Below are 22,420 nucleotides of genomic sequence, written 5' to 3'. Positions count from 1 at the left end.
AGGAATGAAACAAACCCCAGAAAATTTTGATACAATTATAATTGGTGGTGGTTTAGCAGGCCTATGCAATGCTATTCATCTTTCAAAATTTGGGAAATCAGTTTTGTTGATAGAAAAAAACAGCTATCCAAAACATAAGGTTTGTGGTGAATATATTTCTAATGAAGTATTGCCTTATTTGTCTTTTTTAGGAATCAACCCTTTTGATTTTGGGGCAGTTAAAATCAATAATTTTCAGCTATCTACAACCAATAACAAGCTTGTTTCTGCAAAATTGCCTTTAGGAGGTTTTGGAATTTCACGTTATCAGCTAGATTATATATTATCTGAAAAAGCAAAAGAAAATGGAGTAATAATACTCCAAGATACTGTTGTATCAACTCGTTTTAATAACGATATATTTGAGGTTCAAACTAAGAATAGTGAGAATTTTTACAGTAAAATTGCCATTGGTGCTTTTGGCAAGCGTTCTTTATTAGATGTAAAATTAGAACGCGATTTTATTAAAAAGAAATCACCTTATTTAGGTGTTAAAATTCATGTAAAGGGTAAATTCGATGCAAATAAAGTGGCACTGCATAATTTTAAAGGTGGTTATTGTGGCGTTTCTAAAGTAGAAAAAGACGTGATTAACCTATGTTATATAACTAACTTTTCCTCTTTTAAAAAGTATAAAAATATTGCTGATTTTCAAGAAAATGAAGTGTTTAAGAACGAATTTTTAAGAGCTATTTTTAAACAATCAACACCAATTTTTGATGAGCCTTTATCTATTAGTCAAATTTCTTTCGAAACTAAGAATCCAGTAGAAAACCATATGATTATGAGTGGTGATTCTGCAGGAATGATTCATCCTTTGTGTGGCAATGGCATGAGTATGGCCATACAATCTGCACAAATTGCATCTAAACTCATTCTAAATTATTTAGATGGGCAAATTTTATCAAGAAAACAATTAGAAAACGAGTATATTTCAAAGTGGAATAAACAATTTAAATGGCGTTTAAAAGCAGGTCATTTTATTGCAATGTTGTTTAGAAATGATAAAATGGCTAATTTTTTATTACAAGTGGTAAGAAAAATTCCGTTTTTATTACCTATTATTATTAAGCAAACTCATGGAAAACCAATAAAATTATAATGGACTTTTTTATCAGTACAAAACAAAGAACAAACAAAGAAGAATTGATGGACGATTTTTCTATTGGAGGTGATTTATTACGCGATACTTTAGATAAATTAGAAAATATAAACAGATGGTTAGGAGGCAATAAAGTAACTATTAATGGCTTAAAAAAGATTTTAGAAAATCATTCAAAAGAGCAAGAAATAACCATTGTAGATATTGGTTGTGGCCATGGAGATATTTTAAGAGATGTTGCAAAATTTGGTAGAACACATAGTTTTAAATTTAGATTGATTGGTGTAGACGCAAACCCAACAGCAATTGCATATGCCAATGAATTATCTGCAGCATATCCAGAACTAACTTTTGAAACTCAAGATATTTTTTCTGATGATTTTAAAGCTGAAAAGTTCGATGTTGTTTTAGCAACCTTGTTTTTACATCACTTTAAAGAAAAGGAGTTAATTTCTTTTTTAAATAATACCTTAAATCAAACAAAGATTGGGGTAGTTGTAAATGATTTACACAGACATAAATTAGCCTATTATTTATTTATGTTGTTATCAATTTTCATTAGCAATAAAATGATTATTGAAGATGGTTTAACCTCAGTTCTAAGAGGTTTTAAGAGAAAAGATTTAGTAAAAATGTCTCATAAAATTAACGTAAAACCTAATATTAGTTGGAAATGGGCTTTTCGTTATTTGTGGATTTTAAAAAGATAAATGGCAGTAAAAATAACTTCGGTTGCAAAGCAACTTCCAAAATATTATAGAGAAACCAAAGATATTATTCCCTTTGTAAAACTATGGATGCAAGATCAAGACACGCGTTTTCAGCGAAAAGTAATTAAACTTTTTGAAGGTGCAGCAGTAGACAAAAGATATTCAATTATGGATCCAGAAGAAGTGTTTACAGCCACTTCTTTTGAAGAAAAAAATAATATTTATGCTAGAGAAGTTGTAAAATTAGCAGAGCAATCTTTAAAAAAATCATTAGAAAAAGCCAATTTAAAAGCTACAGATTTAGATTACATTATTACTGTAAGTTGCACTGGTATTATGATACCTTCTATGGATGCTTATTTGATTAATTCTCTAGAAATGAAACAGGATGTTGTGCGTTTACCTGTTACAGAAATGGGTTGTGCAGCTGGTGTTTCTGGTATTATTTATGCTAAGAACTTTCTAAAATCTAACCCAAATAAGAGGGCTGCAGTAGTTGCAGTAGAAGCACCTACAGCAACATTTCAGTTAGAAGATTATTCCATGACTAACATTGTAAGTGCTGCAATTTTTGGTGATGGAGCATCAGCAGTAATTTTATCTTCTTATGATGAAGATAAAGGCCCTAAAATTGTAGATGAAGCCATGTATCATTTTTATGATGCTACACATATGATGGGTTTTAAACTCGTAAATTCTGGTTTACAAATGATTTTAGACAAAGAGGTACCTCAAAAAATTGCAGATCATTTTCCTAAAATTATAAATCCTTTTTTAGAAAGAAATAACCTAACGATTCAAAATATAGATCACTTAATTTTTCATCCTGGAGGAAAAAAAATTGTACAAACAGTAGAAGAATTATTTGGTGTTTTAGGCAAAAATATAAACGATACAAAAGAAGTTTTACGTTTGTATGGTAACATGTCTAGTGCTACTGTTTTATATGTTTTAGAAAGATTCATGGACAGAAATCCAGCAAAAGGCGAACGTGGAATTATGCTAAGTTTTGGCCCAGGATTTTCAGCACAAAGAATATTGTTAGAATGGTGACAAAAGATATTTTTGTCATGTTGAACTTGTTTAAGCATCTCATAAAATAAATAAAATGAATAGAGAATTTGAACATAAAAACGAATGGGCGTTAGTTTTAGGAGGCTCTAGTGGTTTAGGTTTAGCTACAGCCAAAAAACTAGCAAAACACGGTATACATATTTGCGTTGTTCATAGAAATTCAAGGTCTCAAAAAGAAGAGATTGAAAATCAATTTCAAGAAATAAAAAATGAGAATGTTCAATTCTTAAGTTTTAATATCGATGCTTTAAATACAGATAAAAGAGATCTTGTTTTAGCAAATTTACAAGATAAACTAGGTGAAAATGGTAGGGTGAAAACTTTGGTTCATTCTATAGCAAAAGGCAATTTAAAGCCTATGGTTTCAGAAGACAGTCAAACTTTACAGAATGATGATTTTCAAATCACCATAAATGCTATGGCTATTAGCTTATGGGATTGGTTTAAAGCCATTTTTGATAAAAAATTGTTTGCAGAAGACGCAAGAATCATCAGTTTTACAAGTGAAGGTAATACCAAGCCTTGGCAAAATTACGCTGCAGTTTCTGCTGCTAAAGTGGCATTAGAAGCTATTTCTAGAAACATTGCTTTAGAATTTGCAAAGTTTGGTATTAGAGCCAATTGCATACAAGCAGGAGTTACAAATACTGCTTCATTAAATAGAATTCCAAATAGTGATGAAATTAAAGCACACACGTTAAAACGAAATCCGTTTCAACAGCTAACAACACCTGAAAATATTGCAAATGTGGTGTATTTATTGTGCAAAGATGAAGCTTCTTGGATTAATGGTACTACTCTTAAAGTTGATGGAGGAGAAAGTTTAAATTAGATTATGAGTTTAGAAGAAAACAAGAAAAATGCAATAGCTTTTTACAAAATAGCATATTTAGGTAACCCAAAATTAGCTGTGGAAAAATTTGTTGGAGATGAATATATACAGCATAATCCAGATGTTGCAGATGGTATAGAAGGGTTTATCAATTATTTTTATAGAATGCAACAAGAGTATCCTAAAAAATCTATTGAGTTTGTAAGATGCATTGCAGAAGGCGATTTGGTTGCGCTACATACGCATCAAACTTGGCCAGAAAATGATGAATATGTAACAATGGATTTTTTCAGATTTGATGATAAAGGTAAAATCTGCGAACATTGGGATGCTATACAGCAAATACCAAAAAAATCAGCAAATCCAAATACCATGTATTAGTGTGAAATTTAAAGAAATAATAGAATTATTACCCTATCAAAAACCGTTCTTGTTTGTTGATGAGCTTATTGAAATCTCAGAAAATGGAATTTCAGGAAATTACACATTTCAAAAAAATGAATCTTTTTACGAAGGTCATTTTAAAGATAATCCCATTACTCCAGGTGTAATTCTTACTGAAACTATGGCTCAAATTGGTGTAGTTTGTTTAGGAATTTACTTGTTAAAAGATAAAATTTCATCAGAGAAAAAACCAAAAATTGCACTAACTTCAAATCAAATTGATTTCTTTTTACCAGTTTTACCTAATGAGAAAGTTACTGTAATTTCAGAAAAAGAATATTTTAGATTTAGTAAATTGAAATGCAAAGTTAAAATGTTTAATGACAAGAATGAGCTGATTTGTAGAGGTACTATAGCAGGAATGATAATAGCAAAATAAGATGAATAACAGAGTTGTAATTACTGGTTTAGGAGTTGTAGCTCCAAATGGAGTTGGTATAGGCCAATTTACAGAAGCTATTAAAAGTGGTAAGTCTGGTATAGAGTTTCATCCGCACTTAAAAGAAAAAGGTTTTTCTTGTTGTATAGGTGGTATTCCCAAAGTTACAGAAGAACAAAAGCTAGAATATTTAACTGCTTTACAATTAAGAGGCTTTAACAGTACCTCTATTTTATATGGTTGTATGGCTGCAATTGATGCATGGAAAGATGCAGGTTTTTTAGTGGATGAAAATACCTATTTAGATTATGATTCTGGACTTATTTTTGGAACTGGAACTTCGGGTATTGAGAAATTTAGAGAATCTATTTACAAAATTGATGAGCATAAAGTTAGACGACTAGGAAGCACTTCTGTTGTGCAAACTATGGCAAGTGGAATTTCGGCTTATTTAGGTGGAATTTTAGGTTTTGGCAACCAAGTAACTACTAATTCATCTGCTTGTACTACAGGTACAGAAGCTTTATTAATGGGTTTTGAACGCATTAAAACAGGCAAAGCAAAACGAATGTTAGTAGGTAGTTCAAGTGACAGTTCTTTGTATTCTTGGGGAGGTTTTGATGCGATGAGAGTGATGACCTATAAGCACAATGAAACTCCAGAAAATGGCTCTAGACCCATGAGTGAAACAGCTTCTGGTTTTGTACCAGGAAGTGGAGCAGGAGCTTTAGTTTTAGAATCATTAGAGAGTGCTTTAGAAAGAAATGCACCCATTTATGCAGAGGTTTTAGGTGGTAATATTAATTCTGGAGGGCAAAGAAATGGTGGTACTTTAACTGCACCAAATGCAGATGCCGTTCAAAAATGTATAGAAGATGCTCTAACAGATGCATCTATTTCTGCAAAGGATATCAATGTCATAAATGGGCATTTAACTGCCACAAGTAAAGATAGTTTAGAAATAGAAAATTGGACCAAAGCATTGCAAAGAAAAGGGCAAGATTTTCCTTTCATCAACTCATTAAAGTCACAAATTGGGCATTGTTTAGCTGCTTCTGGAGCCATAGAATCTGTGGCTTCCGTTTTACAAATTAAAAATCAATTTGTGTTTCCAAATATCAATTGTGAAGATGTGCATCCTGAAATATCCGATTTAATATCCACAGAAAAAATACCCACAAAATTTATAAACAAAGAACTAAATATTGTAGCAAAAGCAAGTTTTGGTTTTGGGGATGTAAATGCTTGTGTTATCTTTAAAAAATATTCTTGATTTTAATCCATGACAAAAGAAGTACTTATTGCAAAATTGAAAGAAATTGTAAAGCCTTACGTGCAAGATGAAGCTGCTTTTAACAATTTATCTGAGAACACAGATTTTATTAAAGATTTAAAAATAAATTCGGCCAATTTAGTTGATGTTGTTTTAGATGTAGAGGATGAATTTGATATTGAAATAGATAATGATTCTATGGAAAAAATGCTATCTGTAAAAGCTGCAATCGAAATTATAGAGGCCAAGCTAGCCGCAAAATGATAGGGAATGATATCGTAGATCTAAAGCTTGCAAAAAAGCAAAGCAATTGGCAACGTAAAGGGTTTTTAAATAAACAGTTTTCAGCTTCTGAAATAAAAGCAATTCGAAATTCAGAAAAACCATTTGAGTTGGTTTGGCTTTTTTGGAGCATGAAAGAAGCTGCCTACAAATCGTATTTAAAAAGTAATACTAAACGCTTTTTTGCGCCTAAAAAATTTAATTGTTGTATCACCTCCAAAAATGAAGGCTTGGTTAATTTTTTAGATGTAGAATTTAGAATAAACTACAATATTACTAAAGATTACATACATTCTTGGGTTGCGCAAAAAGGGTCTAAAAACCTTATTCAGAAATCATTTTTTATTGCTGATGAACGCCAACAATCAACAATAACTAATCAAAGCTTATTGGCTAATTTTACTGATGATATTAGCATCAATAAAAATGAAATAGGGATACCTTATCTTACAAAATTGAACAAAAAACTGCCAATCTCTATTTCTACTGCTCATCATGGAAATTATGGTGCTTATGCAATACTTCATCTATAATGCAACTTAAAGAACAACTTTTAGAATCTTGCAAAACGTTTGTAAACAAAAGGTTACGAACTGTACAAGAAACCATATCATCAAACCAAAAAGCGTTAACTTCTGAAGCAAAAAGTTCTGCAGGAGATAAGCATGAAACAGGTAGAGCCATGTTGCAATTAGAAATGGAAAAAGCGAGTCAGCAATTAGCAGGTATTTCTGAAATGAATACTATTTTATCTAAAATTGACATTTATAAATCCACCAAAATTGCACATTTAGGTAGCTTAGTTTTTACCAATATTGGAAACTATTTCTTAAGCATTTCTGCAGGTAAAATTTCTGTAGATAAAGAAGATTATTTTGCAATTTCGGTTTCATCACCTATTGGTAAAATGTTGCTTGGAAAAGCTGAAAAAGAGAATTTTTCTTTTAACAATAAAACTGTAGAAATAGTATTTATTAAATAATTTGTACTTTTATACTAATAGTAAACTCCCCCAACTATGCCAATTACACAATTACCTAATAAATATTGTGCTGTACATACTGAGCCAAACTTTTGTACAGCAAGATTACAAGAGCTTTTTAAGCATCCTCCATTAGAAACGATGACTACCTTTCATAGTCTAAATTACTATACATTATTGTTAATTACAGAGGGTAAAGGAAAACACAATATAGATTATACAGATTACGAATATTCTAAAGGGACACTTTTAGCCATTAGAAGAAATCAAGTGCATCGTTTTTATAAAAGTGATGCTAAAGGGTACTTAATATTTTTTAAAGAAGATTTCTTAAACAGGTATTTAAATGATGCTGAGGTTGCACAATCTATACAAGCGTTTAATGAACTTTTAACATCGCCAAAAACTCAAATTGAAAATCAAGAATTAGTTGAAGTTATAAAATTAGCTCAGGGTTTAGAAATGGAAGCTACCTTTATTTCAGACGAATATTCAAATAGAATTAATAGAAGTTTGTTGCATGTGTTATTATCACTAGTGCACAGAATTAAATCTAGAGGTTTTAACAAAGTAGAGCTTAATAATAATTTACAAGAGTTTATCAAGTTTCAAAACTTGGTGGAAAAGAATTACCATAAAACAAAAAAGGTAGAAGATTATGCAGATATGATGGGTTTTTCATCAAAAAAATTAAATAGCATTGTTAACTTTATTAGCAACAAACCAGTAAAAGCATTCATAGACGAGGTAGTTATTATAAAGGCTAAAAAGAACATACTTCATACAAATATGTCTGCAAAAGAGGTGGCATTTAAGCTTGGTTTTAACGATCCTGCTAACTTTTATAAGTACTTTAAAAAACATACTTCTTACACTCCAGAAACCTTTAAAAAAACAGAGAAAGTTTAATTTTTTCCCATTTTTACAGTTAATAATCAGATAATTACATTTTCTGAATAGGGAAACCTATTAATTTTGTAGTAATACCAATTTGAAAAAATTATAATCCCCCAACTTTTTCATAAGGTGTAAATTTTTTAAGGGGTCATTATGGAATCGTTTATAATTTTTGTCACCTTAATTTTATATTTAGGTGACTTTTTTTTGTGCCTAAATAAACAGTTGTGCCTTTTGCAATTGATTGTAAGTGATTTACAAAAAGTGTTTGGTTCTTATGTTCAACTTCTATCAACCAAAATTCTCCTTTAAAATAAGCATTGGCAACTACAGCTAACAAGTCAGATTTGTCAACAATTTTTATTTGATGAGGATAAAGTAACTGTTTGTTATTGTTAATAGTTAATTCATTTACGTCATCAAACAGAGAAGCTACATATTTCTCTTTCGGATTCTTATAAATTTCTTCTGGATTATTATTTACTAAAATGGTATTGTTTTTAATTACCAGTAAAAAATCAGCAAAAGAGAGCGCATCATTTTTGTCATGTGTAGCAACAATACAAGCAATATTTTTTTCTTTTAAATAGGTAAATAAATTTCTACGAAGCGTGTTTTTCTTAAAGTTATCTATTTGACTAAAAGGTTCGTCTAGCAACAAAAGAACGGGTTCTTTAGCTAATGCTCTAGCAATAGCTACTCTTTGCTTTTGCCCACCACTTAAATTTTTAACCTTGGTGTTTTCGAAAGCTTTCATTTCTATCACTTCTAAAAGCTCTTGCGTTCTGCGTTCGCTTTCTTCAGGATAGAAACGTGATAAGTATTTTTTTATATTCTCTGATACAGAAATATAAGGCATTAAATCAAAGTCTTGGGCTACGTATTTAAAAAGCTCAAAACCTGGCACAAGATTAAATTCTGGCCCTAGAATTTGTTCATTATTCCAATAAATGTTGCCTTTATTTAAATCTAGCAAACCATAAATAGCTTTTAAAAGGGTAGATTTACCACAACCACTTTCTCCCATAACACAAAGATGTTCTCCTTGTTTTAGGGTAAAATTAAACTTATCTAAAACTATTTTAGATTTAGAATAACTGAAAGAGATTTGATTTACTAATAGCATAAATGTTATAAAAATCGACTGTACCAACTATCTTCAATTGGCATTTCCCAGAAATTTTTGAAATCGTAATTATTGTTAATTAGGTTATCAAAAATTATTGACTTACCAGTTAAAGCTTTATTTTTTAGTAGTTTTTTAAAGTCTTTTAACTCTTTATACTGTACAAATTTACCTTGTTTAAAACACACATTCATCTTGTCTAAAAGATCTACTTTGTAGGTTTCTTGAAGCTTTAATATAAAGGAAACAGAAGCATCTATTGCTGTGTTAGAAATTGGTGTTTCACTGCATTCAACCACCAAAACAATAAACCTATTGTGTAAAAATTGGTAAGAGGCTTTAAAGTTTTCATCTTCTTTTTGCCAGCTATCTATAAAAGACTTTATTTTATTTTCAAGCTCTTCAATTTCTGTGTTGTAAAATTTTCTACTAGAAGGATATATCCAAACCTTGGCATCATCAGAAATATCAGTATAATCAACAAACATGGTTCTTTTTTTTGCAAAGATAAGCAAAGAAAAACCGCAAACTTATTAATTTTAGTTTGCGGCTTTTAAAAATGTTAGGCTTCTTTTACAAATAATTTTTGTATCATTTCTACAAAATCATTCTGTGTGCTTTGGCCTTTGTCTTTATTATACCAAACCTGGAGGTCTTGTTTAAAATTGGCATCTAAAGCTCCATGTTCTGCTTTATAGTCTGCTACCATTTTTGTAGCAATACTTGGCCTTGGACCCCAAGTGTTCAATACATTTAAATCGTTGTCTAAAATGATTAATTTAGGAATAGACCTACCACCATTTGTAAGGAATAAATCCATCAACTCTAGGTTTTCGTCTCTTAAAACAAGTTTTAGCTCAATATTAGAGTTTAAACTAGCCATTTTAGCAATTACTGGTAAGTTTTGTGCTGCATCTCCACACCAACCTTCTGTAATTACAAGCCAAGTTTGTGGTGCTGTAACTTTAGCAATTTCTAATTGCGTGTTTTCTGTAAGTTTTATGGTTTTATCTAAACGTTTCATTCTTTTATCGTTTAACAAACTGTAATTTGTTAACGCTTCAGATTGATTTGGACCTGTAGATTTACCTTCTGCCAAAAGGTGTTTAACCAAATTTTTATATTCTAAATAGGTGTATGTATTTTCTAGACTTTTTGTTATAATTTCTTTCATTTCGTTTTGTGCTAATTTCACTTTTTTAGACGAAATTTCTTTTAAATCTTACAGCAAAGAATTACTGCTCTTTTAAGTTGTTAAGAATATCTTCTGTCATAGATTTTAAGTCGAAGTTATGTTTCCAATTCCAGTCTTTTCTAGCTTCAGAATCATCTATAGATGAAGGCCAGCTATCAGCAATTGCTTGTCTAAAGTCAGGGTTATAAGAGATTTCAAAATTAGGAATGTGCTTTTTAATTTCTTCTGCAATTTCTTGAGGCGTAAAATCTATGGCAGATAAATTATAAGCAGTTCTAATTTTTACATCTTCTGGTTTTGCTTGCATTAATTGTATGGTTGCATCTACAGCATCGTTCATATACATCATTGGTAAACGTGTATTTTCTGATAAGAAACACTCAAACTTTTGTTCTTCTAATGCTTTAAAATAAATGTCTACAGCATAATCTGTGGTTCCTCCTCCAGGTTTTGTTTTCCAAGAAATAATACCTGGATAACGTAAACTTCTTACATCTACCCCAAATTTTTCATGATAATAGTTGCACCAAAACTCTCCAGAAACTTTACTTATACCGTAAACTGTAGAAGGTTGCATTACTGTTTGTTGAGGCGTATTTTCTTTAGGGGTTAATGGCCCAAAAACAGCTATAGAACTTGGCCAATATACTTGCTCAATGTGTTTTTCTTTCGCTAAATCTAATACAGCTAAAAGAGAATTCATGTTTAGATTCCATGCTTTTTGTGGCATTTTTTCTGCAGTAGCAGATAGCATTGCAGCTAATAAATACACTTGAGTAACCTTGTATTTAATAACTGTTTCTAAAATGGTTTGTTTGTCTGTAGCATCGATAATTTCAAAAGGTCCAGAAGACATCAGCTCATCACTACCTTTTCTAATATCCGAAGCAATAACATTTGTATTGCCATAAATTTTACGCAATTTCTGCGTTAATTCTGTACCAATTTGGCCACTTGCACCTAAAACTAAAATTACAGTACTCATTGTTTAAAATTGAATAGTTCTCAACAACAAAGGTACTTAATTTTGTTATTCGTAAATAGAATATCTTAAACGTTTATTGTGCTGATAAATCCGCAATTATTTTAACTCAACTTTATTAATTTTTATATAATTTATACCATTAAAATTTGTTTATTTTTACAAATCAAATTTATTCTTTTGAAAAACATAATTTACGTTTTAGGCTTATTTTGTATCATTTCTTGTAATGAAACTAAAGAAGATACTATTGTTGAAAATAAAGACAAACCTTCAATGAGTATTGTGCGTAAATATGCCACCGCAAAAAAAATATCTCCAATTTACCAAGAAGAAACCAAAGATTGGGCTGAACTTAAGGCTGTTGATGAATTTTTAGGTCGATTTCAAAATGTTTCTGCAAAAGAAATTTTGAGTAATTCTATAGAGTTAGAAGGTTTGGTTGCCTCCTTAAAAAAAGAATCGAAACCAGAAATGTTTAATATACCTTCTTTTAAAGCTCGATTAAATATTTTGCACAATGAAACTTTAAGGCTTGTAGATATGAGAGATATACCTGCAATTACAGCCAATGAAGTTGATGTACAAACTAAAAAAATAATAAATTCATTTTCTGCCGTAAACGATAAAATAAACACCATTTTATCTAAGAAGAGGTTTGAGGATGCCATAGATATTGATGTTAAATATATTGGCTTAGATTCTACTAAAATAGATAGTGTTTCTAAAAAATCAATCAATGAAAATTTACAGCGAAAATTAGAAGAAAAAACCAAAAACCAATGAGAAAACTAGCTTTTTACTTTGTTGCATTTGTAATTTTATTTGCTTGTAAAACCAATGAAGATAAACCAACTACTGAAGAAAATTTTACGAAGGATAAACAAGCTGTAAATACTTTTATGGACAATTGGCATTTGGCAGCAACTGAGGCCAATTATGAAAACTACTTTTCTAAATTAGATTCTACATCAATATTTATAGGTACAGATGCTTCAGAAAATTGGACAAAAGAGGAGTTTGAAGGGTTTAGTAAACCTTATTTTGATAAAGGTAAAGCTTGGGATTTTAAAAGTTTAGAACGTAATGTATACTTTAATGAAGATGGTTCTATTGCTTGGTTTGATGAATTATTAAAAACTTGGATGGGTGCATGTAGAGGTTCTGGAGTATTAGAAAGAAATGAAAACGGATGGACGTTAAAACACTATGTTTTGTCTGTTGCAATACCTAATGAAGATATTAAAGAAGTAATTATGGCTAAAAGAAAAAATGATTCTATTTTTCAGAGTTCATTTAATTAGTTTCTTCTAGAACATCATTTACGGTTTTAAATATAAGCTCGTTTTCAAAACCCTTTCTCATTAAAAAATCGATAAGTTTTTTCTTTTTTTTGTAGCTATTTGTCTCTAAAACAGACTGGCTTCTTTTTTCTGTAATTCTATAAATTGTATCTAAATATTCTTGCTCATCAATTTCTTTGAGCGCTGTTTTTATGTTGTAGGCAGAAATTTCTCTAAACTTAAGTTCTCTAATTATACGTTGTTTTCCCCAATTTTTTATTCTGAATTTACCTCTAGCAAAACTTTTTGCAAAACGCTCTTCGTTTAAAAAATTATCTTGCATAAGGCTAAGCAAAATCATTTCTCTAGCTTCAGGAATTAGCTCATAATCGCGCATTTTTTGTTCAACCTCTTTATGGCACCTGTCTTGATAAACACAAAATTGCTCGATTTTGCGCTTTATTTCATCTACAGTAAACGATTTTTTTTGAGGTTTAAACATGGTATCAAAATTACGAAAAACAAAATCGTGTTTATTTTAATATTTAATAAATATATTTACATGAAGACACAGATTTGATGTTATGATTAGATACAGAAAGGTTAGAGGGCATGCCAAAATTTTCAAGCAAATAGATGCATGGAAAGATTATCATAAAGAATTAGATTTAGAGCAATTAGAGCATCATAAAAGAAATTATAGTAAGTTTTATGTTAGTCCTTTTTGTGATATTTCTGTTACTGGCTCAGAAATACCAACCCCAAAAGGTAAAATTCGTAGTAAAATTATAGAAAGCTTTATAGAAATTTTTGATGCCTGGGATGCTCAACTTAAAACACTAAACAAACCTTATCATTTAGTGCTATGGCTTTTTGAGAATAATATAGAACGCTCTCAAGTAGTTTGTGCCATTGATGGTTTACTTGATTTTTATAAAATTTCTTTTTACAGACCAGAAAAACAGAAAAAAATTCCCTTGCAAAATTTTGGGAAATTGACGGATAAATTAGTTGATTTTAACTGGATTTATGCTCATGAAGAAGGTTATTTTACATCTACAGATGTACAAGAAGAAATTGAATTTGTGAATGAAGGAGATAGTAACGAATTATTAAAACAGTTTAAACGCAGAATAAAATCGTCTTATAGAACTTCTGAAAATGAAGATGGAGAAACTACCTACTTTCAAAAAATAGGCAACATTTGGATTGGTAGTAAAACAAGGAAATAAAAAAAGGCCGAAGTTAAACTTCAGCCCTTTTTTATGTAATATTATAAGTGTTTAGATTTGATTTTTCTCATCAATTCTTACATTTTCTGTATAAGCCAATTCAGCCTTTTCTTCATTATTTGCTGTTTTCTTTCTTAACCACATTTTAAATTGGGTAATTAAGTAGAATAAAATTGGAACAACAATTAATGTTAAGAAGGTTGCTACAAAAAGACCGTAAATAACTGTCCAAGCTAATGGTCCCCAGAAAATAACATTATCACCTCCCATATAAATTTTAGGATCAAACTCGCTAAATAACGAGAAGAAATCTATGTTTAAACCAATTGCTAAAGGAATTAAACCTAAAATAGTGGTTATTGCTGTTAACAATACTGGTCTTAATCTTGCTTTACCAGCTTTAACTACTGCTTCTAACAAGTCTTTTTTAGGTAGGTAAGCATTGTCTTCTAAACCTAGTTTTTCTTTTCTCCTATCAATTAAAAGTTGTGTATAATCTAATAGTACAACTCCATTGTTTACTACAATACCAGCTAAAGATATAATACCCATCATTGTCATCATAATAACAAAAGAAGAACCTGTTAAAACAATACCTCCAAAAACTCCGATAAAGCTTAAGAAAATGGCAATCATAATGATTCCTGGTTTTGAAACCGAGTTAAATTGGAAAATTAAAATAAAGAAAATTAAGGCTAAACCTTTAAAGAATGCTCCACCTAAAAAGGCTTGTTGCTTATTTTGTTCTTCAATTTGACCTGTATAATCTATATTGATGTTTTCTGGTTTACCCTCAAAGTTTTTCATTTCTTCTTTAATCTGATTTACTACAGCAGCAGCATCTACATAACCAGGTGCTAATTGAGAGTAAACAGTAACAACACGTTTGGTATCTCTGTGCTTAATAGCACTAAATCCAGAACTATTGGTTTGCGAAGCTACAGCAGATACAGGTATTGCTCTTACCTGGCCAGAAGCCATATCTCTAAACGTTATTTTTTGATTGAATAATGCAGATTTGTTATACCTGATGTCTTCCTCAAAACGAACGTTAATATCGTAATCATCTCCATCTTCTTTATAAATACCAGCTTTTGCACCAAAAATTGCATTACGTAATTGTTGGCCAACTTGCCCAGTAGAAACACCTAGCTCACCTGCTTTTTTACGATCTACAATTACTTTCATAGATGGTTTATCTTTATTCACATCTATCTTTAATTCGTCTATTCCAGGTACGTTTCTAGTATTTACAAAGGCACGCATTCTTTCTGCAGTAGCAATTAATTCCTCATAATTGTTACCTTCTAATTCAATGTTAATAGGTGCACCAGTTGGTGGACCATTTGCATCTTTTTCTACAGAAATTAATACTCCAGGATAAATACCTGTTAGTGCTTCTTGTACTTTTTGACGCAATGCTTCACTATCTAAACCACGTCTGTATTTGTACTGACGCATTGAAGCCGTAATTTTACCTTTATGTGGCATTTCTGCAGCAGAACCACCATCTGTTTGAGGATTTCCTGCACCTTCACCCACTTGAGAAACCGAACTTTCTACCATAAAGTTACGATCACCATCCATATACATGTCTTGATTTAGAACACTGTATACACGTTGTTCAATTTCTTTGGTAATTTTATTAGTTTCGTAAATATCTGTTCCTTCTGGATATTCAATATAAACAACAACCTGATTTGGTTTGTTATCTGGAAAGAATTCCACTTTTGTTCTTTGAGTAGAAAGAGACCAGCCAAAACCACCAAAAGCAGCAAATAATAGTAAGAATGTACCAATTGTAATTAAACCAGGTTTCCATCCTTTTAAAGCTCCTTTTAACATTTTTTCGTAAAAATTTTCTAGCCAAACTAGGGTGTTTCTTTGAAAATAATTGGCAGCTTTTCTTAGAATTAATCTATATACCCAAAGCATAATAGCAGTAAAAATCATTACTGTACCTAAAGCTCTATAAGCACCACCAAAAATTAAAATTAGAATTCCAATTCCTGCAACTATTACTGAGGTTCTTATTATTTTATTTAGTGGCATTTCTTTGTCTTCAGTAGTCATGAATTGTGATACTAAAACCGAGTTAAAGAAAATTGCAACTACTAAAGAAGAACCTAAAACTACTGATAAAGTAATAGGAAAATATATCATGAATTGACCAAATAACCCTGGCCATAAACCTAAAGGAACAAAGGCTGCAACTGTTGTTACAGTAGAAATAATAATAGGGTAAGCAATTTCTCCAATACCTTTTTTGGCAGCTTCAACTCTGCTCATACCTTCCTCATCCATTAAACGATATACGTTTTCTACAACCACAATACCATTATCTACCAACATTCCTAGCCCCATAATTAATCCGAAAAGAATCATAGTGTTTAGTGTATAACCTAAGGCTCCTAAAATCATAAGAGACATAAACATAGACATAGGTATTGCAAAACCAACGAAAAGTGCATTTTTAAAGCCTAAGAAAAACATTAAAACGATAACTACTAGAATAACCCCAAAAATGATGTTGTTTACTAAATCATCTACTTGACCAATAGTTTTATCAGATAAATCATTGGTTATGGTTACATCTAAGTTAGAAGGAAAATATGATGCTTTGGCTTCTTCTACAATTACTTTTACTTCTTCTGCAGCAGCAACCATGTTTTTACCAGCACGTTTTTTAACATCTAACATAACTACTTGTTTCCCTTCTTTTCTGGCAAACGTAGTTTTGTCTTTTTCTCTAAAAGTTACAGTTGCAACATCTTTTAGGTAAATAGAATTACCTCTTTCAGATTTTATAACGAAGTTTTCTAAGTCTGATGGTTTATCAATCTCACCTAGAATTCTAATAGTTCTTCTTTGGCCACTTGCAATTAAATTACCTGCAGATGATGTAACATTACCTCTTTGAATGGCACTTGTAATATCATCGAAACTAACTTCTACAGCCATCATTTTATAGATGTCTACAGCAATTTCTACTTCTTTGTCTTGTACTCCTCTAATATCTGCTTGTTTTACCTCAGATAAATCTTCAATATCATCTTGTAAATACTCTGCAAATTCTTTTAATTTTTGAAGTGGATAATCTCCTGAAATATTAATATTCAAAAATGGAATTTCTTCAGACATACTTAAATCAAACGCATTCGGGTCTACTTTTGCACCATTAAACGTTGGCCAATCTTCAGAAGCCTTTTCTGTATCTAACTTGTCTTTTACACGTTGCTTGGCAACTTCTACATCCATATCATCATCAAACTCAACAATGATCATAGAATAATCTTCTTGAGATGTAGAGGTTATTTCAACAATACCACTTAACCCTTTTAATTGGTCTTCAAGCGGATCTGTAATTAACTTTTCTATATCCTCTGCTGTATTTCCAGGATATAAAGTACTGATGTAAATTTTTGTTTCCTTAATTTCTGGAAAATCTTCTCTAGGCATACTAAAGTAGGCAGAGATACCAAGCACAAGAATCAAGAAAATAGCTACATACATTGTGGTTTTATTGTTAATGGCCCACGAAGAAAGCTTAAATTCTTTATCTGTTTTATTTTGTTGATTTTTATTCATCTTCTTTTTAATTAAGATTTAGAAATTTTAACTTCTTGTCCATCTTTAACGCTTCTAGCACCTGCTTTTATTAGCTTATCACCAACAGTAATACCTTCTAAAATCTCTATAACATCACCTTGTGTTTTCCCTGTTTTTACAACTACTTGTTTTGCAGTTCCAAATTCGTTGTTTAAGTCTGTTATTTTGTAAACATATTGCTCACCTTCTGCATTTTCTGAAATAATACTTTGTGGAATTAATATAGCTTCTGGGCTAGTATAATCGTTTATTTTAAGTTTTGCAGTTAAGTTTGGCTTTATGCTTCTATCTTGATTTGGCACACCAATTTCTACTCTAAAAGTTCTGTTTGCGGGATTTATAAAATTACCTGTTTGACGTACTTTAGTATCTAATGTAGTTCCTAAAACAGGAAACTCTATTTCTACTTCTTTACCAGGTACAATATCTGAAATGTAAGATTCTGGCACATCAGCCTCAATAAACATATTACCTAAGTTTACAATTCTAAAAACTTCTGAACCAGGACCAGGAGAAACCACAGTTCCTTGATCTTTAAATACGTTATCTATAACTCCTGCAAAAGGTGCTCTAATTGTAGATTTGCCTAGCTGCTTTTTTAATTGTGCTAACTGGCTTTTTGTAGCTTCATAGTTAGTTTTAGTTTGTAAAAATTGAATTTCTGAACCAATTTTTTGGTTCCATAATTTCTCTTGACGCTCATAGGTAGTTTTTGCTAATGCAGTTGTTGCTTCTAGCTGTGCTACTTGTTGTGCTAAACCTCCATCATCGATTCTTGCTAAAACTTGTCCTTTATACACCTTTTGGCCTTCTTTTACCAAAACAGTTTCTAAAGTTCCTGGCATTTCTGGGTAAATCAATACATTTTGTTTAGTTTTTACGTTTCCTTGTAATTCTAAGAAATGTGTAAATACTTCATTTTTTATAGTAATTGCTGTAACTAAAGGCACTCTTTTAATAGTATCTAACGCTTCTATTTCTGTGTTTAGTTTTTTAATATCATTAGAAAGTGCTTGCACTTTTTGATCTAATTCAGCCTTTTTAGTACGAATTTGCTTAATGTCTTTGGTTGCAATTACATCATCTATAGATTGCTCTTTTTTATCTCCACAAGAAAATAAAATTAGGGTTGTAAGTACTAATGAATATATTTTTTTCATCTTGGTTAATTATTTAATAGGTATGTTTAATGCGTTTTCTAATGCTGCTTTGTTAGTAATAACGTTAAGCATAGATTGAATGTAATTTTGTTGTTGTGTGTATAATTGCGTTTGTGCTTGTAGTAAGTTAAAGCTAGAAGAAATACCTTCGAAAAACTTAATTCGCTGTTTCTTTTCTATTCTTTCTGCTAATCCCAAATTTTTCTTTGCTGTTTGGTAGCTTTCTATACTTAATTGGTAATCGCTTTTTGCTTTTTTAGCTTGTAACTCTAAACGCTGTTTGGTTTCTTCTAACCTTAAATCTGCAGTATTTAAAGCAATTTCTGCTTGTGCAATTTTAGAGCTTCTACCAAAACTACTAAAAATTGGCACTTTTAAACTAACACCCAATAATGAAGATTGAAACCATCTTTGGCTGCCTCTAAAGAAACTAAATTCGTTAGAAAAAGCTTGTGTACCATAGTTTACAAAAGCACTTAAACTTGGCAAGTTTTTGCTTTGCTCTAATTTCATCATTAATCGTTTTGCTTCTCTATCATTTTCGGCAATTCTATAATCAATATGATTTTCTATTAAGAAGGTTTCACCTACTAAATTTATAGAGATGTTTTCTTCGGTTAAAGAATCTAAAGTGTCTGTTAAAACCAATTCAGTATCAATAGAATTACCTAGAGATAGGTTTAGCATTTGATATGCAATTTCATTTAGTCTTAATACGCTACTTAGTTGATTTTTTACATCTCCTAAAGTTATTTCTAGCTGTTCTACATCCTCTTCTTCATTCAATCCATTTGCATAGATTTTTTTAGCATCATCGTAATTTTTTTGAAGAATTTTAATGTTGTTTTTTAGAATAGAAATACTGTTTTCGGATATTAAAACATTACCATACGCATTAATAACAGCTTCTCTAGTAACCAATTCTGTTTTTTCTTTGGCTTGTTCAGATATTTTTAAGAAAGTTTTGGCAGATTGTAAACCCACTAAATACGTTCCATCAAACAAAAGTTGAGATAAGGTAACAGACGCATTTACATTCTGCTTTGTACCAAAAACAAACTCTTCATCTACACCATCACCATTAATATCTGCAACAGTAATTGGTTGTTTTAAAAAGTTTTGATAATCGATAGCTCCATTAATTTGAGGCAAACCAATAGTGGTAGTTTCCCAAACTTTTTTCTCTGCAGAAGCAATATCGTTTACAGCTGCTCTTGTATTATAGCTGTTTTCTAAAGCCAATTCTATGGCTTTATCTAAAGAAAGGCTAATTGGGCCTTCCTGAGCTTTACTATTTAATGTAAACACTAATAAGCAGAATACATAAAAATATTTATTCATAAATAACGGATTGTTTGTTTAATTGATTTTCTAATTCTTCTATTCCTTTATCTGTAGCAATTCCTCTTAAATGATAGTCTAAGTAGTTGGTAATTAAATCGTTCATAGAGTATTGTTGAAGAGGAAATAAATCTCTATCTCTAACCCCAACTAAACCATGAAAATATAACCTAGAAATAAACTCTATATCTATATCATTTCTATATAAATTAAGCTCTATGCCTGTACTTAAGTTTTCTTTTATAGAACCTTGCATAACCCCAAATTGCTTGTTCTTTAGCTCAAGATATATTTTTGGATAATACTTTTGAAGTTGATATTGAGGAGACGATTTTTCATCTTTCAAATTCTGTAAAACCACTTTTTTTATCTCAAAAAGTTCTTCAATAGGGTTTAGGACTAAATCATAAACACTATCAATCTCACAACAAATATTATCAAACAGATGATCTGTAACTTGTTCTACTAATTGCGTTTTGTTAGAGTAATGCTTGTATAAAGTTTTTTTAGAAATACCTAATGAGTTGGCTATTTCATCCATAGTAACGCTCTTAAAACCAAGGTTTAAGAACAGTTCTTGCGATTTTTCTAAAATTTTATCTTTCATAAAGTGGGTGCAAAAGTACAACAGGAAACTTTAGAAACAAAAATAGTTTCCAAAGTTTTAATGATTTTTTAACATAACATTTAATTTCTACGAATTCTTTACATTATTTTTACATAAAAATTTAAAGATTTGGACATTAAGCATTATCAAGAAGAATTTTTATCCTATTTAGAATCTAAAGATTGGGTTCAAGAGCCTAAAAATTTATACGAACCAGTAGATTATATTTTAAAATTAGGGGGTAAACGAATTAGACCTGTTTTAACCTTAATGGCTGCAGACATTTTTGGAGCAGATTATAATAAAGCGTTACCAGCTGCATTAGCAGTAGAGGTTTTTCATAACTTTACTTTAGTTCATGATGACATTATGGATGATGCACCTCTTAGAAGGGGTAAAGCTACAGTTCATGAAAAATGGGATATTAATACAGCCATTCTTTCTGGAGATGCAATGTTAATTTTGGCTTACAAGTATTTTGAAAATTACAAGCCAGAAGTTTTTCAAAAATTGGCCAAATTATTTAGTAAAACTGCTTTAGAAGTTTGTGATGGTCAGCAATTGGATGTTGATTTTGAAACGCGTAAAAAAGTAACCATAGATGAGTATTTAAATATGATTTGTTTAAAGACGTCTGTATTGGTTGCAGCAGCTTTAAAAATGGGAGCTATTGTTGCTGAGAGTGATGATAAAAATGCAGATCTTATTTATGATTTTGGTTTAAACTTAGGGTTGGCTTTTCAACTCCAAGATGATTATTTAGACACTTTTGGAGATCCAGAAACTTTTGGTAAACAAATAGGTGGAGATATCATGGAGAACAAAAAAACCTTCTTGTATCTTAAAACATTAGAAGTTGCAGATAAGGATACCAAAAAGAAATTAAAATATTTCTACAGAAAAAAATTAAAAGATAATGGCTTTAAGGTAGTAGAGGTTACACGAATTTATCAAATGAATGATATACCTTACTTGATGTCTAAAGAAATAGAGAAATACACTCAAAAAGCTTTTGACACTTTAGATCAAATGGATATTTCTGAAGCAAACAAAACAAACCTAAGAAACTTTGGTACTTGGTTAATGAATAGAACAGTGTAATTATTCTTTAATTTTATTTGCGAATAATTTAAAATTAATAGTACATTTGCACCCTAAATTATTGGTCCTATAGCTCAGTTGGTTAGAGCACCTGACTCATAATCAGGTGGTCCATGGTTCGAGTCCATGTGGGACCACTTTTAAAAACCTTAATTAGCTTTTAATCAGCTTTTTAAGGTTTTTTATTTGGTATCTATTCCCACAAAACCCCTTTTTTAATCTTTTTTTGAAACTTTACAATTCTATTAATCGTTGCTTGTTAACCATTGTTATATTGCTATGCTGATTTTTTATCATGAGATAAATTAAAAAAAAACACATAAACCTTATATACAGTAGTAGCTATGACTCAGAATTAAATATTGCTTATCTTTCATATCACAAATTTATTTAAACCTATAAAAATAATTTATTATATGAAAAAAGTCTTTGCGTTATTATGTATTGTAGGAATAGTTTATCCATATTATTACATTTTTAAATTTATTGAAACAAACAATTGGGAATGGTCTACTTCGCTATTTTTTGAGCAAATTAACCAGAATTATGCAATGAATATTTTAAATGCGGATTTAACTATTGCAGCTACATCTTTTCTAATTTTTCTTATTTATAGATTAAGAGTAAAAGCAATCAAAAAAAATCAATTTATAAAGTATTTGGTTTCTTTATTTATTGTTGGCTTTTCTCTAGCACTACCATTATATCTCTATGATAATTACAATAAGAATGATTAAAAGATGGGTATATCCACTTCCTGTTTTGCAGTG

At 30.5% G+C, this 22,420-nt stretch carries 25 protein-coding genes and 1 tRNA gene; 17 read left to right on the top strand and 9 right to left on the bottom strand.

Annotated elements, in window-relative coordinates; translation table 11 throughout:
- Nucleotides 1-4: 4 nt before the first annotated feature.
- From MED152_RS08590 to MED152_RS08540, 11 genes are read left to right on the top strand one after another with little or no spacing between them, the layout of a single operon-like run.
- Nucleotides 5-1,141, top strand: coding sequence for an NAD(P)/FAD-dependent oxidoreductase (locus tag MED152_RS08590; protein ID WP_015481474.1), 1,137 nt, complete (start codon nt 5-7; stop codon nt 1,139-1,141).
- The gene (locus MED152_RS08585; protein WP_015481473.1) at nt 1,141-1,851 is read left to right on the top strand and encodes a methyltransferase domain-containing protein; all 711 of its coding nucleotides are present in this window, start codon (nt 1,141-1,143) and stop codon (nt 1,849-1,851) included. The genes MED152_RS08590 and MED152_RS08585 overlap by 1 nt, the downstream gene beginning before the upstream one ends.
- Complete coding sequence (locus MED152_RS08580) at nt 1,852-2,904, top strand: type III polyketide synthase (RefSeq protein WP_015481472.1); 1,053 nt, start codon at nt 1,852-1,854, stop codon at nt 2,902-2,904.
- 55 nt (nt 2,905-2,959) lie between these two features.
- Nucleotides 2,960-3,757 carry an SDR family oxidoreductase gene (locus tag MED152_RS08575; protein ID WP_015481471.1) on the top strand — a complete coding sequence of 266 codons (798 nt, stop codon included), beginning with the start codon at nt 2,960-2,962 and terminating at the stop codon, nt 3,755-3,757.
- 3 nt (nt 3,758-3,760) lie between these two features.
- Nucleotides 3,761-4,138 (top strand): ester cyclase, encoded by a 378-nt coding sequence (locus MED152_RS08570; protein ID WP_015481470.1) that lies wholly within the window; start codon nt 3,761-3,763, stop codon nt 4,136-4,138.
- 1 nt (nt 4,139) lies between these two features.
- Nucleotides 4,140-4,580: a 3-hydroxyacyl-ACP dehydratase FabZ family protein gene (locus MED152_RS08565; protein ID WP_041383533.1), complete on the top strand. Its 441-nt coding sequence runs from the start codon at nt 4,140-4,142 to the stop codon at nt 4,578-4,580.
- A 1-nt stretch (nt 4,581) separates the two neighbouring features.
- Nucleotides 4,582-5,853 (top strand): beta-ketoacyl synthase, encoded by a 1,272-nt coding sequence (locus tag MED152_RS08560; protein ID WP_015481468.1) that lies wholly within the window; start codon nt 4,582-4,584, stop codon nt 5,851-5,853.
- Between the two features lie 9 nt (nt 5,854-5,862).
- Nucleotides 5,863-6,117: an acyl carrier protein gene (locus MED152_RS08555; protein ID WP_015481467.1), complete on the top strand. Its 255-nt coding sequence runs from the start codon at nt 5,863-5,865 to the stop codon at nt 6,115-6,117.
- Nucleotides 6,114-6,668 (top strand): 4'-phosphopantetheinyl transferase superfamily protein, encoded by a 555-nt coding sequence (locus MED152_RS08550; protein WP_015481466.1) that lies wholly within the window; start codon nt 6,114-6,116, stop codon nt 6,666-6,668. The genes MED152_RS08555 and MED152_RS08550 overlap by 4 nt, the downstream gene beginning before the upstream one ends.
- Nucleotides 6,668-7,117, top strand: coding sequence for a 3-oxoacyl-ACP synthase (locus tag MED152_RS08545; RefSeq protein ID WP_015481465.1), 450 nt, complete (start codon nt 6,668-6,670; stop codon nt 7,115-7,117). Before MED152_RS08550 ends, MED152_RS08545 begins: the two co-directional genes overlap by 1 nt.
- Nucleotides 7,118-7,153: 36 nt before the next feature.
- Complete coding sequence (locus tag MED152_RS08540; protein WP_015481464.1) at nt 7,154-8,026, top strand: AraC family transcriptional regulator; 873 nt, start codon at nt 7,154-7,156, stop codon at nt 8,024-8,026.
- A gap of 163 nt (nt 8,027-8,189) precedes the next feature.
- On the opposite strand, the gene MED152_RS08535 is transcribed toward MED152_RS08540, so the two are convergent.
- The 4 genes from MED152_RS08535 to MED152_RS08520 all read right to left on the bottom strand — a co-directional run bounded on the left by MED152_RS08535 (nt 8,190) and on the right by MED152_RS08520 (nt 11,320).
- Nucleotides 8,190-9,140 (bottom strand): ABC transporter ATP-binding protein, encoded by a 951-nt coding sequence (locus tag MED152_RS08535; protein WP_015481463.1) that lies wholly within the window; start codon nt 9,138-9,140, stop codon nt 8,190-8,192.
- Between the two features lie 5 nt (nt 9,141-9,145).
- On the bottom strand, nt 9,146-9,628 hold the full coding sequence (locus MED152_RS08530; protein ID WP_015481462.1) for a hypothetical protein: 483 nt from the start codon (nt 9,626-9,628) through the stop codon (nt 9,146-9,148).
- 74 nt (nt 9,629-9,702) lie between these two features.
- Nucleotides 9,703-10,314, bottom strand: coding sequence for a thioredoxin family protein (locus MED152_RS08525; protein ID WP_015481461.1), 612 nt, complete (start codon nt 10,312-10,314; stop codon nt 9,703-9,705).
- A 61-nt stretch (nt 10,315-10,375) separates the two neighbouring features.
- Entirely contained in the window at nt 10,376-11,320 is a 945-nt protein-coding gene (locus MED152_RS08520; RefSeq protein WP_015481460.1) for an NAD-dependent epimerase/dehydratase family protein, read from the bottom strand.
- A 177-nt stretch (nt 11,321-11,497) separates the two neighbouring features.
- On the opposite strand from MED152_RS08520, the gene MED152_RS08515 reads away from it, so the two are divergent.
- Both MED152_RS08515 and MED152_RS08510 read left to right on the top strand, forming a co-directional pair.
- Nucleotides 11,498-12,103 carry a hypothetical protein gene (locus tag MED152_RS08515; protein WP_015481459.1) on the top strand — a complete coding sequence of 202 codons (606 nt, stop codon included), beginning with the start codon at nt 11,498-11,500 and terminating at the stop codon, nt 12,101-12,103.
- Nucleotides 12,100-12,621, top strand: a complete 522-nt coding sequence (locus MED152_RS08510; RefSeq protein WP_015481458.1) for a nuclear transport factor 2 family protein — start codon at nt 12,100-12,102, stop codon at nt 12,619-12,621. Before MED152_RS08515 ends, MED152_RS08510 begins: the two co-directional genes overlap by 4 nt.
- On the opposite strand, the gene MED152_RS08505 is transcribed toward MED152_RS08510, so the two are convergent.
- A complete protein-coding gene (locus tag MED152_RS08505) occupies nt 12,614-13,102 on the bottom strand; it encodes a regulatory protein RecX (protein WP_015481457.1) in 489 nt (162 codons plus the stop codon). The two genes, MED152_RS08510 and MED152_RS08505, sit on opposite strands and share 8 nt — an antisense overlap.
- Nucleotides 13,103-13,184: 82 nt before the next feature.
- On the opposite strand from MED152_RS08505, the gene MED152_RS08500 reads away from it, so the two are divergent.
- The gene (locus MED152_RS08500; RefSeq protein ID WP_015481456.1) at nt 13,185-13,832 is read left to right on the top strand and encodes a hypothetical protein; all 648 of its coding nucleotides are present in this window, start codon (nt 13,185-13,187) and stop codon (nt 13,830-13,832) included.
- A gap of 51 nt (nt 13,833-13,883) precedes the next feature.
- On the opposite strand, the gene MED152_RS08495 is transcribed toward MED152_RS08500, so the two are convergent.
- The 4 genes from MED152_RS08495 to MED152_RS08480 are packed head-to-tail and all read right to left on the bottom strand — an operon-like array spanning nt 13,884 to nt 20,549.
- Nucleotides 13,884-17,420, bottom strand: coding sequence for an efflux RND transporter permease subunit (locus MED152_RS08495; RefSeq protein WP_015481455.1), 3,537 nt, complete (start codon nt 17,418-17,420; stop codon nt 13,884-13,886).
- Nucleotides 17,421-17,431: 11 nt separating this feature from the next.
- Nucleotides 17,432-18,601, bottom strand: a complete 1,170-nt coding sequence (locus tag MED152_RS08490) for an efflux RND transporter periplasmic adaptor subunit (protein WP_015481454.1) — start codon at nt 18,599-18,601, stop codon at nt 17,432-17,434.
- A 9-nt stretch (nt 18,602-18,610) separates the two neighbouring features.
- Nucleotides 18,611-19,942: a TolC family protein gene (locus MED152_RS08485; protein WP_015481453.1), complete on the bottom strand. Its 1,332-nt coding sequence runs from the start codon at nt 19,940-19,942 to the stop codon at nt 18,611-18,613.
- Nucleotides 19,935-20,549: a TetR/AcrR family transcriptional regulator gene (locus MED152_RS08480; protein WP_015481452.1), complete on the bottom strand. Its 615-nt coding sequence runs from the start codon at nt 20,547-20,549 to the stop codon at nt 19,935-19,937. Before MED152_RS08480 ends, MED152_RS08485 begins: the two co-directional genes overlap by 8 nt.
- Nucleotides 20,550-20,678: 129 nt before the next feature.
- Between MED152_RS08480 and MED152_RS08475 the strand changes: the two genes are divergently transcribed.
- From MED152_RS08475 to MED152_RS08465, 3 genes are all read left to right on the top strand, one after another.
- The gene (locus tag MED152_RS08475) at nt 20,679-21,650 is read left to right on the top strand and encodes a polyprenyl synthetase family protein (RefSeq protein ID WP_015481451.1); all 972 of its coding nucleotides are present in this window, start codon (nt 20,679-20,681) and stop codon (nt 21,648-21,650) included.
- A gap of 63 nt (nt 21,651-21,713) precedes the next feature.
- Nucleotides 21,714-21,787: transfer RNA gene (locus MED152_RS08470), tRNA-Ile, on the top strand.
- 279 nt (nt 21,788-22,066) lie between these two features.
- Entirely contained in the window at nt 22,067-22,387 is a 321-nt protein-coding gene (locus MED152_RS08465; protein WP_015481450.1) for a DUF2834 domain-containing protein, read from the top strand.
- Nucleotides 22,388-22,420: the final 33 nt, after the last annotated feature.

This window comes from Polaribacter sp. MED152 (genome assembly GCF_000152945.2).
Classification (GTDB): Bacteria; Bacteroidota; Bacteroidia; order Flavobacteriales; family Flavobacteriaceae; genus Polaribacter.
Note: the sequence above shows the minus strand (reverse complement) of the source record. Positions and strands in the feature narration are given on the sequence as shown.

Excerpts from the sequence above, each read along its gene's own strand:
- MED152_RS08590 (WP_015481474.1), top strand. The coding sequence starts at position 5 with ATGAAACAAACCCCAGAAAATTTTGATACAATTATAATTGGTGGTGGT.
- MED152_RS08585 (WP_015481473.1), top strand. The coding sequence starts at position 1,141 with ATGGACTTTTTTATCAGTACAAAACAAAGAACAAACAAAGAAGAATTG.
- MED152_RS08580 (WP_015481472.1), top strand. The coding sequence starts at position 1,852 with ATGGCAGTAAAAATAACTTCGGTTGCAAAGCAACTTCCAAAATATTAT.
- MED152_RS08575 (WP_015481471.1), top strand. The coding sequence starts at position 2,960 with ATGAATAGAGAATTTGAACATAAAAACGAATGGGCGTTAGTTTTAGGA.
- MED152_RS08570 (WP_015481470.1), top strand. The coding sequence starts at position 3,761 with ATGAGTTTAGAAGAAAACAAGAAAAATGCAATAGCTTTTTACAAAATA.
- MED152_RS08560 (WP_015481468.1), top strand. The coding sequence starts at position 4,582 with ATGAATAACAGAGTTGTAATTACTGGTTTAGGAGTTGTAGCTCCAAAT.
- MED152_RS08555 (WP_015481467.1), top strand. The coding sequence starts at position 5,863 with ATGACAAAAGAAGTACTTATTGCAAAATTGAAAGAAATTGTAAAGCCT.
- MED152_RS08550 (WP_015481466.1), top strand. The coding sequence starts at position 6,114 with ATGATAGGGAATGATATCGTAGATCTAAAGCTTGCAAAAAAGCAAAGC.
- MED152_RS08545 (WP_015481465.1), top strand. The coding sequence starts at position 6,668 with ATGCAACTTAAAGAACAACTTTTAGAATCTTGCAAAACGTTTGTAAAC.
- MED152_RS08540 (WP_015481464.1), top strand. The coding sequence starts at position 7,154 with ATGCCAATTACACAATTACCTAATAAATATTGTGCTGTACATACTGAG.
- MED152_RS08535 (WP_015481463.1), bottom strand. The coding sequence starts at position 9,140 with ATGCTATTAGTAAATCAAATCTCTTTCAGTTATTCTAAATCTAAAATA.
- MED152_RS08530 (WP_015481462.1), bottom strand. The coding sequence starts at position 9,628 with ATGTTTGTTGATTATACTGATATTTCTGATGATGCCAAGGTTTGGATA.
- MED152_RS08525 (WP_015481461.1), bottom strand. The coding sequence starts at position 10,314 with ATGAAAGAAATTATAACAAAAAGTCTAGAAAATACATACACCTATTTA.
- MED152_RS08520 (WP_015481460.1), bottom strand. The coding sequence starts at position 11,320 with ATGAGTACTGTAATTTTAGTTTTAGGTGCAAGTGGCCAAATTGGTACA.
- MED152_RS08510 (WP_015481458.1), top strand. The coding sequence starts at position 12,100 with ATGAGAAAACTAGCTTTTTACTTTGTTGCATTTGTAATTTTATTTGCT.
- MED152_RS08505 (WP_015481457.1), bottom strand. The coding sequence starts at position 13,102 with ATGTTTAAACCTCAAAAAAAATCGTTTACTGTAGATGAAATAAAGCGC.
- MED152_RS08500 (WP_015481456.1), top strand. The coding sequence starts at position 13,185 with ATGATTAGATACAGAAAGGTTAGAGGGCATGCCAAAATTTTCAAGCAA.
- MED152_RS08495 (WP_015481455.1), bottom strand. The coding sequence starts at position 17,420 with ATGAATAAAAATCAACAAAATAAAACAGATAAAGAATTTAAGCTTTCT.
- MED152_RS08490 (WP_015481454.1), bottom strand. The coding sequence starts at position 18,601 with ATGAAAAAAATATATTCATTAGTACTTACAACCCTAATTTTATTTTCT.
- MED152_RS08485 (WP_015481453.1), bottom strand. The coding sequence starts at position 19,942 with ATGAATAAATATTTTTATGTATTCTGCTTATTAGTGTTTACATTAAAT.
- MED152_RS08480 (WP_015481452.1), bottom strand. The coding sequence starts at position 20,549 with ATGAAAGATAAAATTTTAGAAAAATCGCAAGAACTGTTCTTAAACCTT.
- MED152_RS08465 (WP_015481450.1), top strand. The coding sequence starts at position 22,067 with ATGAAAAAAGTCTTTGCGTTATTATGTATTGTAGGAATAGTTTATCCA.